Annotated in this window: 5 protein-coding genes; all 5 read left to right on the top strand. The window is 38.2% G+C overall.

Annotation, left to right across the window (positions count from 1 at the left end; genetic code table 11):
• Positions 1 to 671: 671 nt before the first annotated feature.
• The 5 genes from ASE74_RS08595 (at position 672) to ASE74_RS08575 (ending at position 11,314) form a co-directional block, all read left to right on the top strand.
• Positions 672 to 2,363, top strand: a complete 1,692-nt coding sequence (locus ASE74_RS08595) for a sigma-54-dependent Fis family transcriptional regulator (protein WP_082458706.1) — start codon at positions 672 to 674, stop codon at positions 2,361 to 2,363.
• Between the two features lie 5 nt (positions 2,364 to 2,368).
• Positions 2,369 to 4,720, top strand: a complete 2,352-nt coding sequence (locus ASE74_RS08590; RefSeq protein ID WP_055907184.1) for a tetratricopeptide repeat protein — start codon at positions 2,369 to 2,371, stop codon at positions 4,718 to 4,720.
• Between the two features lie 6 nt (positions 4,721 to 4,726).
• Entirely contained in the window at positions 4,727 to 6,649 is a 1,923-nt protein-coding gene (locus ASE74_RS25085) for a sigma 54-interacting transcriptional regulator (RefSeq protein ID WP_055907341.1), read from the top strand.
• Positions 6,650 to 6,815: 166 nt separating this feature from the next.
• Positions 6,816 to 8,771: a sigma 54-interacting transcriptional regulator gene (locus ASE74_RS08580; RefSeq protein WP_055907181.1), complete on the top strand. Its 1,956-nt coding sequence runs from the start codon at positions 6,816 to 6,818 to the stop codon at positions 8,769 to 8,771.
• Between the two features lie 74 nt (positions 8,772 to 8,845).
• Positions 8,846 to 11,314, top strand: a complete 2,469-nt coding sequence (locus ASE74_RS08575) for a histidine kinase dimerization/phosphoacceptor domain -containing protein (protein WP_055907179.1) — start codon at positions 8,846 to 8,848, stop codon at positions 11,312 to 11,314.
• The last annotated feature ends 9 nt before the right edge of the window (positions 11,315 to 11,323 follow it).

Below are 11,323 nucleotides of genomic sequence, written 5' to 3'. Positions count from 1 at the left end.
ATGACTGAAATAAGTTGAGCAGGACGACTCGCTGTGAATGACTGAAACAAGTTCAGCAGGACGACTTGGTTTGTTGGTTTTTACCACAGAGAACACAAAGGAAAACAAGGAGCTGGGTTATTAGAATCCTCTTCCGTCACATCGTCTTCCTAAAATTATTTCAGGATCTGTTTTTGCGTGGATAAGATGATGAAACAAGTTCAGCAGGACGACTTGGTGTGAATGACTGAAACAAGTTCAGCAGGACGAATTTGGTTTGTTGATTTTTACCACTAAGAACACTAAGGAAAACACGGAGCTGGGTGATTAGAATCTTCTTCCGTCACACCGTCATCCTGAGTTTATTTCAGGATCTGTTCATTTGTATTATTGATAGATGCTGAAACAAGTTCAGCAGGACGATACACGGGCGTAATTGAAACGAGTTCAGCAGGACGACTCGCTGTGAATGACAGAAACGAGTTGAGCAGGACGAAATATGGGTGATAAAATCTCTGAAATATGCGGGAGAAAACAATACTTATAACGAAATAATACAAAAAAAATAAATCATAATAAACAACCATAACTTGCTAAAAGTCAACAACAAAATAAACTTACTAACGAAATTTCGTTACACATTTAACATACCAGTAATCATTAATTAAAATTATAAACCTTACTTTAGCAGCATGGAAAGCAAGGGCAATTTATCTGAAGTTCAAAATCAAGAACATGCCGGTCTAAATTTTAATGAAGCTTTCTCTCTTGAAAATGAAAATACACTTCTGAAAAAAAAGCTCGAGCAAAAAGAAAGAGAAAATGCAGTGCTGTTATCGTTAAGCAATTCAATAGCTTCCATTCGCAATAAGCTTGATCTTTTTGAAGTAATTGACCAAAAGCTTAAAAAACTCTTCGATTTTAATGATTTTGTAATCTGTTTGATCAATGAAGACCAGAAATCCCATAGTGCTTTTATCTATAACCAAAAAGAAGATTTCCTTAAAACAGCAGGTATAGCGCCAGAAGCTTCTAAGAAATATACACTTAATGATAGCATGTGCAGGGCAATGATTTCATCAGAAAAGCCAATCGTTTTTAACGTAAAAGATGTTTTGACCTGGGATGATGCACCTGCCTGGCTGGAATTTTGGCACAATAAAGGCATTAAAGAAATGATCGGACTTAAAATGGTCGATCGATCGGGATGCATTGGTTTCTTTTACCTCTACACTAAAAATATAAATTCTTTATCCAACATCTATTTTGATTTGCTTCACGGTATTTCGTTACAAATTTCAATCGCAATATCGAACATTATCGCAAACGAAAAAATCGAGCGGCAATTAGTAGAAATCAATGCATACAAAGAGAAATTAGAAGGCGAAAAAAGTTACCTGAAGGAAGAAATTCAACACAAATACAACCATTCAGAAATTATTGGTCAGAGCCAGCAAATAAAAGGAATTTTTCACCTCATTGATCATGTAGCGGCTACTGATAGCACAGTGCTCGTTATTGGAGAAACAGGAACTGGAAAGGAGCTGATTGCAAGGGCATTACACAATGCCTCACTTCGAAAAAAGGAATTGATGGTAAAAATTAATTGTGCTGCAATTCCTTCAGGTTTGGCTGAAAGTGAACTTTTTGGACATGAAAAAGGCAGTTTTACAGGCGCAACAGAGCGGCGGATCGGTAAGTTTGAGCTGGCCCATAACGGAACACTTTTTCTGGATGAAATAGGCGAACTTCCGCTTGATCTCCAGGTGAAGTTGCTAAGGGCCTTGCAGGAAAAGGAAATTGAAAGAATTGGCGGTAAAACCGTAATTAAAACAAATGTTAGAATTATTGCTGCAACCAACAGAAACCTTTTAAAAGAAGTAGAAAAAGGGAATTTTAGAAGCGACTTATATTACAGATTAAACGTATTTCCCATTTCTATTCCGCCACTGAGAGAGCGATTGGAGGATATCCCAAACCTGGCAGGATTTTTTATTGAGCGCATTTCGAAAAAAACAGGTCGCCAGGTAAATTCTATTTCAAAAAGTGCCTTAAACAAACTAATGCTTTACCCCTGGCCGGGCAATGTGAGGGAGCTTGAGCACCTGATAGAACGGAGCATATTGTTAACATCGGGCAACGTGTTAAAGGAAATACATTTACCCAAAATAGATCGGAATGAAGCCATAAACAATACTGAGGAGCAAAAGATCAAGAGTATCCACGAAAACGAACGCGACCATATTTTATCGATACTAAAACGCTGTAAAGGTAAAATCTCCGGTGTTGGTGGTGCTGCAGAAATCTTAAATATTCCTGCTACTACCCTAAACTCAAAAATTAAAAAATTTAAAATTACAAGAGAACATATCCTGAATAAGTAAAATTGATGATTGATTTAAAAAAACTGCTTAAAAATACGATTGCAAGAAAAAGCATCAATAAAATTGTGCTGCTTTTTGCTATGTTCGGAATTTTTAGTTTAATCCTCATTAAAAGCAAAAATACCTCAGCCCGAAACCAGTTAAACAGTTCAAATACAGATTCTTTACAAACATTAAAAACACTTCTTGCTGAGTCTAATCCCGATACGAACAGGGTAAAATACTTTTTAAGTCTTGCCAGCCATTATATCAGGCAAAAAGGCAATAATCCTAAAAATTTGGCCAGCGCTTCATTGTACCTGAGAAACGCATTAAATCTATCCGAAAAAATTATTTCCGCTAACTGGGAATACCGCAGTTGGATGATGTACGGCCGATTTTACAATAAAAAACATTTTAGGGTGCAACAAGCTTTGGCCTATGAAAAAGCAATTTCTATAGCAAAAGCAATCAACAACAAACAATTTGAGGCGAACGCCTGGTACACGTATTATATTAATGTGCCGGATACGGTTTCGGATTACAAAAACAAATCATTTTACAACCGTGCGGCCAATGCACATGCTTTATATAAGGAAATAGGCACTTCTTTTAACGAGAAATACAGAGAAGCAACAGTTTTAAAGGCTATGGCCGATTTTCATTTAGAGGAAGAAAAGTTTGATCTGTCGATAAAAGAGCTATTTGAGGTTATTGCACTGGATAGAAAGTTTAAACTGCCCGATTTGCCAATGGCTTATGATTTACTTTCTGCAGTTTACGAAAGAAAGGGAGAATTAAGTAAGGCTTTAAATTGCGCTTTGCTAAGCGTAAAAATTGCCCAAAACAATCACGAAGATGTTCTTGATACGTATTTAAACCGCGTTGGTTCTGCTTACGAGGCCATGGGCAAAACGAAAGAAAGCATTGCCTGGTACAGTAAAACACTTAACAATCAGGAAAAAAATGATCCTTACCGGTTTGTTACCGCCTATTCTATTACCAGCCAGATGATTAAACTGGGGCAGGCCAAAAAAGCATTATCCATACTGGAAAAAACGTGGAAGGAAGTTAATAATCCTTCAAGCGGCCACGAATATTTCATGTATCTGGCATTTGGCGAATGTTATTCGGCATTAAAAAAATACGATCTCGCTAAAAAGTACTTCGATCAACTGCTTGTAGACGGCACCTTAAAAAGCTACTCCAATACTTTTCAAACTTCTGTATTCTTCTCCGTAAGCGAATTTTACTTTGCACAGAACAAATACCAACTTGCCTTACAATTTGCCGAAAAGGCCCGCGAAAACCAAATCAGCATGACGTTGCCGAGGCAGATCCGTTTAAATGAAATTCTTTACAAAATTGATTTATCTACAAAGCATCCGGCAGAAGCAATTACCCACCTCCAAACTTTTCACAAGCTTAGGGATTCTATGCTTAGTCAGGAAAATTTAAATACTATTGAGCGTTTACAGGTAGAGTTTCAGGCCTCGCAAAAGGAAAATGAAAATGAAATTCTGCGGAAAAAATCACAATTGCAGAGCCAGGAGCTTAACCGCATTCAACTGATAAAAAATGCTACAGTTGTTGGTCTCGCCTTTTTAACCGTTTTAATCCTCCTCATTTATGGCAGGTTTAGGTTGAAAAAGAAACTTCATGATACATTGGTGAAGAAAAAAGCAGATATAGACCTCGCCTATGCAGCACTAGAAGTTAATGTGCAACAAAAAAACAAACTGATCGAAGAAAAAGAAAGCTTAATTAAGGAAGTGCACCACCGGGTTAAAAACAACCTTCAGCTTACCATGAGCTTGTTAAACAGCCAGAGCTATTACCTTGAAGATGTTTCGGCAATTGAAGCCATAAAAGAGAGCCAGCACCGGCTTAAAAGCATTGCATTAATTCATCAAAAGCTTTATCAAACAGATAACGTCTCCACGATCAATATTCAGCCGTATATTATGGAACTGGTTGAGTATTTAAAAGAAAGCCTTTCGGATGATAAAAGGTTAAATTTTGAATTGGATATTTTAAACCTCGAACTGGATATTACAAAAGCAGTACCAATGGGTTTGATTATTAACGAGGCCATTACCAATATTTTTAAATACGCATTTCCAAACACAACTGGCGGACAGATTTCGGTTAGTTTAAAAAAGTACCAGGAAACACAATATAAATTATCAATAAAAGATAATGGAATTGGTTTAGCACCTGATTTTGACTATGAACAAAGCCGTACGCTGGGCCTTACCTTAATGAAAGGGCTAAGTGCGCAAATTGATGGTATTTTTAACATGGAAGATAATAACGGTGTATTGGTAAGCCTGATTTTTGCAAACACACCGGAAGACTTATTATTATCGAATGATTAAATGAAGATGAAGACTGAAAAAATTCTAATTGTTGAAGATGAGTTTATTGTAGCCCACGATCTGCAAATGATTTTACAACGTGCCGGGTATACCGTTGCAGGCATTGCCGATTCAGTAAAGAGTGCACAGGCCATACTCGAAAAACAATCGGTAGATCTTGTGCTTTTGGATATTTACCTAAAAGGCAGGCTTACCGGAATTGATTTGGCACAGCAGCTGATGAAAAGCCAGATTCCTTTCATTTATATTTCGGCAAACTCGAACGAAAAAGTATTGGAGGCGGCAAAATCTACCGCACCTTATGGGTTTATTGTTAAACCCTATCGGGATCGTGACGTTTTAATGAGCATAGATATTGCCAGGTACCGAAAGGAAAACAACAACAACATGAAAATGAGCAGCGAGCTTTTTATGCGCGATTTTATTGTTGATATTTCCTTAAAATCGTTAACCTGGCAAAAGAAAATTTTGTCGATTGCACGCGCTTTTCAGCCCTATATTCCATTTGATTTTATCGCACTTTCGGGCATTGGAAAAGATAAAAAGCGGTACAGCGAAATTGGAATTACCAGAAAAAATTTCGATTTATATGACTTATTTACCGTAAACGAATTTTTAACCTACACGGGTTTAAGCAGGGCCGAATACAACGAAATAAACCAGCTGGTGCCACAAACCACAGCCGATGCCATCTATATCGGCGATGATTTTGAGGCGGTAAAAAAAGCTGCCGCGATGAAAAATTTAATTGCCACCACCTATCACCTTCATTCCAATATGGTAAAAACATTTCACCTCGAAAATGGCGATCAGATCAGTTTCTCATTTTACAGCAGAACAGAAAACATTTACCATCAGGCACATATGGAAATGCTTAATTTCTTATCGGGCACACTGGCGAAAAAACTGGTACACATCATCGAACTCGAAAAAGCCGGAATAGAACCTGTTTCACATAAAGAAAGCGATCATAACCCACTGGCAAAAAAAGATTTCGAAAACATTATTGGCAAAAGCACGGCCTTATTGAGCGTTTTAGATAAGATAAAAATCGTTGCTCCAACGGATACATCGGTATTAATTACCGGAGAAAGCGGAACAGGAAAAGAAGAAATTGCAAAAAGCCTGCACCGCTTATCACACAGAAATACAAAACCCATGGTGGCGGTAAATTGTGCTGCATTACCCGGCGATTTAATTGAATCTATTTTATTTGGGCACGAAAAAGGAGCTTTTACAGGTGCAATTGATACCAGAATAGGGAAATTTGAAGAGGCCAACGGCGGCACCATCTTTTTAGATGAAATTGGTGAAATGCCTTTCGATCTTCAGGCAAAACTGCTTAGGGCATTGCAAGAAAAGGAAATTGAGCGCATTGGTGGTAAAGCTCCCATTGCGGTTGATTTACGGATAATTGCAGCCACCAACCTCAATTTAGAAAAAGAGATTGCCAAAGGGAGGTTCAGACTTGACCTTTTCTACCGACTCAATGTTTTTCCGATACAGGCTCCCCCACTCCGGCAGCGTAAAACAGACATTCCGGTATTGGCCGATTTTTTTGCGCAGAAACACGCCAAAGCCATTGGAAAAAGTGTGCCGCAAATACCGCTCGATTTTATGGATAAACTTATGCTATATGATTGGCCGGGTAACATCAGGGAGCTGGAACATGTTATGCTTCGGAGCATCCTCCTCTCTTCAAACGGCAAACTCGATCCATCTGTGCTCGAGCCCGGAATTAAAAATGATGATGCTACTTTGCAAAGTGGAATAAAATCAATCAGCGAAAACGAAAGAGATCACATTATCAGGGTATTAGAACTCTGTAAAGGCAAGGTTGCCGGCAGCGGTGGCGCGGCCGAACTATTGGGCATCCCGGCAACCACATTAAATTCAAAAATAAAAAAACTCAATATTCAACGCTCATGATATTTAGTAAATCGACGATATATCATCAATTCTAAAATATAGCAAAGCAAATAAAGTGCTGATAAACAAAAGCTTAGTTTATGGTATTTTTCTTGATTTGATGAGACCATGTTAACCTCCACAAACCTTAATTGTGGGTTTATTATTACGCTCGCTGAAATTGAACATGAAACAGAAGATCTTAATTGTAGAAGATGAATTTATTGTAGCCAACGATCTGCGGATTATGCTCGAAAAAGCTGGTTATAAAGTGTGTGGGATTGCACCATCGGTAGTAAAGGCTCTTGAATTAATCGCAACAAAAGAACCCGACTGGATTTTGCTTGATATTTTTTTGCAGGGTGATAAAACAGGAATCGATTTAGCTGGTGAACTTACCAAAATGGGCATTCCTTTTATTTATATCTCTGCAAACACCAACCAGGGGATTTTGGAAGCCGCAAAAGCAACCTTGCCCTATGGTTTTCTGGTTAAACCTTTCCGCGAGAAAGACTTGATGGTGATGCTGGACATCGCCCGCTACAGGCATGAACAAAACCAAAAATACAATCACCATGCAGAGCCATCGCTACAAAACCAAATCGAACATATTGCCGAAAAGCAAGAATCTGGCTCAGAAAGACTGAAACAAATCGGCACCGTTTTGCACCCTGTGGTACCTTTTAATTTTTTGTGGATTACCCGATCAACACCGCGTACCACAACGAAAGATGTATACATCAGCCGCAACGTGGAGGGTAAATTCAACATCCTGAATACCGATGCCTTATTAAAAGAAACCAGTATTTCTGGTCGGGATTTTAAGGCATGGAACAGCAATGCGATTATTTATAATGGAAAATCGATTTTTAACGGTTACGATTTTCGAAAATTGAGAATGGAAAGTTTGTACATCCAGGCACTTTCTAATCATTACAATCTTGAATCGGCCTTAATTACCGAAATTGAAAGGGATGGCGAAGTGTTTCAGTTCGTTTTCTTCAATAACCTTTCAGATATTTATACCAAAGTGCATTCGGGTATAATTAATCAGTTCAAAAAAAGCCTTGAGCTCGTTTTAGATAAAATCATTTTCAGTAAGGATAGTGTTGCTGAAACTCCTGCGATAACCGCACCGGCAGTTGAAAAAACCATTATTAAAAAAGAGCAGGCAATAGAAAAGCCTAAAGATTTTAATGGCATTATCGGGAACAGCACTTTACTACATGCCGCTTTTAAAAAGCTGGAGCTGGTGGCACCTGATGACACTTCGGTGCTTATTTTGGGCGAAAGTGGTACAGGAAAAGAAAAAATAGCACAAACCATTCATAAATTATCTCCGCGGAAAAACAAACCACTGGTTACCGTAAACTGTGCGGCATTGCCTTTAACATTAATAGAATCGGAGCTTTTTGGACATGAAAAAGGTTCATTTACAGGTGCTAACGATAAACGTATCGGTAAATTTGAACAAGCCGACGGAGGTTCGATTTTTCTTGATGAGATTGGCGAACTTCCTTTAGAAGCACAGGTAAAACTTTTAAGGGTACTGCAAGAAAAAGAAATTGAACGTTTGGGCGGAAATTACACCAAGAAAATAAACGTCAGAATTATTACGGCCACCAACAGAAACCTGGAGAAAGAAGTTGCAGAAGGCCGTTTCCGCTTGGATTTATATTATAGATTGAATGTTTTTCCGATTGAATTACCTTCTTTACGTGATAGAAAAGAGGATATACCTGCTTTAGTTGCTTATTTTATTGATAAATATGGCAAAAAAGGATCTTCATCGGTTACTGCGATAGCTGCTGATGCGCTGAATGAACTGCAGGATTACGACTGGCCGGGAAATATCAGGGAATTGGAACACCTCATTGAAAGAACCATGCTGCTCACAGAAGGAGATACAATAACCAAAGTTGAACTTCCTAATGTTACTGCTCTAACCAACTTTGCCGAAGGAGACCATTTTAAAGTTAAAACCATGGAAGAGATGGAAAGGGAACACATTATGAGCATTTTAAAAATGTGTAAAGGCAAAATATTTGGTCCGAGTGGTGCTGCAGAAATTCTTAACATTCCCTCAACAACCTTAAATTCAAAAATTAAAAAATTGGGAATAAAATTCGAATATGTTAAATAACAGTTTAAGGCTGAATGTATATTTTCTAATTTCAGACACCCACACAGGTAATTGATGTGGAATAAAAGAGAATTATGTTGAAGTATCTGAAAATATTTCCGATATTATTTTTACTTAGTTTGCCGCTCCAAAAGCTGATTGCGCAAACTGAGCTGAAATATTCTTTACCAGAACTTCATCAATTGCTAAGAAACAGCAAAACAGCAGAAGAACGGATTGCTTACAACAACCGCATCAGCAATTTTTACGCAAACAATAAAATTTTCAGCAAAAAAAATATCGACAGTGCCATCTATTTCGCAAATACTGCACTAAAAGAAAGTTCAGCTCAGCTTACAGGTAAATTATACGGCCAAAGCCAGTTAAGCCTGGCAAAAGCAAAGTTAAAACTTAACGATGTTGGTTTTATTTTAACTCAACTAAAGCCGCAGCGGCAAGACACAAAAATTGAGTTTTTAATTGAAACAGGGTCTTATTACCTCTATAAAGCCAAAGAAGAAAAAAGTGATCTGGACAGTGCTATGCTTTTCCTTAACCAGGCATTACAACGCTCAAAAATCCTCTCCTTACCTAAACTTGAGCATTTAGCAGAATTGTATATTTGTGATGTGTACCGTGAAAGGGGCGAAAATTTACGTGCTCAGATTGCTTTTACAACATTAATCGACAAATGTAAAAAAGCGGGCGATGATGAAACCGCAGCAGCCGCAAGTTCCAGATGGGGAGATCACCTTCCCTTTTCGCAGCAAAAATTAGCTTATTACCAAGCTGCCGCTACCTTGTACCAACAGAGTGGCAATGTACAGGAATATATAGGTATGCAAAAAGCCATTGCAGATGTACAGTTAAATATGGGCGATTTACAGAGTGCAGAAAAAGGCTTATTATCCGTACTTGCTCAATATAAAAATTTACGGTACAAAAACCTGCAGTTTACTTACGATCTGCTTTCGGTTGTGTACAGGCTGCAGGGTAAATTAAAAGAGTCGTTATCCAATTCGCTCCAGGCCATCAGGTACATGCAGCTTACAGGAAGCGATGCAGCTAAAGGTTATTTTTTAAACAACCTGGGCAGTGCTTATGCCGAATTGGGCAATACACCAGAAAGTGTTAAAGCTTACCAGCAATCGCTTGAGGCCATGCAGTTTCAGAGTGCCGAAGCCAGGCTTACCAGTTTAAAAATGCTGGCCGATGGCTTGATTAGAGAAGGGCACTGTCGTGAAGTGTTATCGCTCACTAAAATTTACGAGGCCGACAGCAAAACACCACTTGCAAAAGTAATACTGGCTACCGTAAGAGGCAATGTATACCAAAGCTTAAAACGGTATGATATTGCCGAAAAATACTACCTGCAAATGATTGATTGGGAATCGAAAATGCAATCCAATCTTTTTCATTCAGCCGAAAGCTTTTATACCATAGCCCAGTTTTACGCCTCGCGAAACAACTTTGCAAAATCAAATTTTTATTACGAAAAGGTACTGGCATTGCCCAAGGGAGTTACCCCATTGTCAAGTATCAGAAATATTTATTATAATTTATACCAGGCCGATTCTGCCCAAAACAACCTCAAAGCAGCCATTGAGCATTATAAAAGTTATAAACAAATAAATGATTCGTTACTTAAGGCAAGGAGCAGCCGCGATATGCAGGAGTTGCTCATTCAATACAAAGCCAACCAAAAAGAGCAAGACAATGAGCTTTTACGTAAAGAAAGTACTTTGCAGCACAATAAATTACAAAGGGCAGAATGGTTAACCAAGGTAACCGTTATTGGCCTTTTTGCGCTTTTGGTAATTGTGGGGCTTTCGTTGTACGGCTTTAGTAACCGGCAGAAAGCTAACCGTTTACTGGTATCGCATCAGCATGAAATTGAATTTAAAAATGAATCGTTACAACACCTGATTGATAAGCAAGCCAAATTATTACTGGAGAAAGAATGGTTGATTAAAGAAATTCACCATCGGATAAAAAATAACTTACAGGTAATTACCAGTTTACTGAACGCACAAAGCAACTACCTGCAAAACGACGCGGCTTTGGCAGCAATTAAAGATAGCCATAACAGGATTCAATCCATTTCACTTATCCATCAAAAACTTTTCCAGTCTGATCATGTGGCCTCAATCAACATACACAGCTACATTGTGGATTTAATGAAGTTTTTATGCGATACCTTTCATGTAAATCAAAGAATAAAATTCGAATTCGACGTTCCGGAAATTGAATTGGATATCGTACAGGCCATGCCACTGGGGCTAATAATTAATGAGGCCATAACAAACATTATTAAATATGCCTTTCCAAATAATGCCGAAGGAAAGGTTTTAATTTCACTATCCGATTTAAACAACGGCCATTACCATTTCAGCATAGAAGATAATGGAATTGGTTTGGCAAACTACCATGAAGATGAAAATGCCTCGAGTTTGGGCATTACACTGATTAAAGGTTTAGGCGGTCAGCTGGGCGGTGAAGTGAGTATAACCTCCGATGCTGGCGTTAAAATCAGTCTAAATTTTCCTGCTTTAATTAACAATTAAACAAAAACT

The organism is Pedobacter sp. Leaf216 (genome assembly GCF_001421515.1).
In the GTDB taxonomy this organism is placed as follows: Bacteria; Bacteroidota; Bacteroidia; order Sphingobacteriales; family Sphingobacteriaceae; genus Pedobacter.
Note: the sequence above shows the minus strand (reverse complement) of the source record. Positions and strands in the feature narration are given on the sequence as shown.

Excerpts from the sequence above, each read along its gene's own strand:
- ASE74_RS08575 (WP_055907179.1), top strand. The coding sequence starts at position 8,846 with ATGTTGAAGTATCTGAAAATATTTCCGATATTATTTTTACTTAGTTTG.
- ASE74_RS08580 (WP_055907181.1), top strand. The coding sequence starts at position 6,816 with ATGAAACAGAAGATCTTAATTGTAGAAGATGAATTTATTGTAGCCAAC.
- ASE74_RS08595 (WP_082458706.1), top strand. The coding sequence starts at position 672 with ATGGAAAGCAAGGGCAATTTATCTGAAGTTCAAAATCAAGAACATGCC.
- ASE74_RS08590 (WP_055907184.1), top strand. The coding sequence starts at position 2,369 with ATGATTGATTTAAAAAAACTGCTTAAAAATACGATTGCAAGAAAAAGC.
- ASE74_RS25085 (WP_055907341.1), top strand. The coding sequence starts at position 4,727 with ATGAAGACTGAAAAAATTCTAATTGTTGAAGATGAGTTTATTGTAGCC.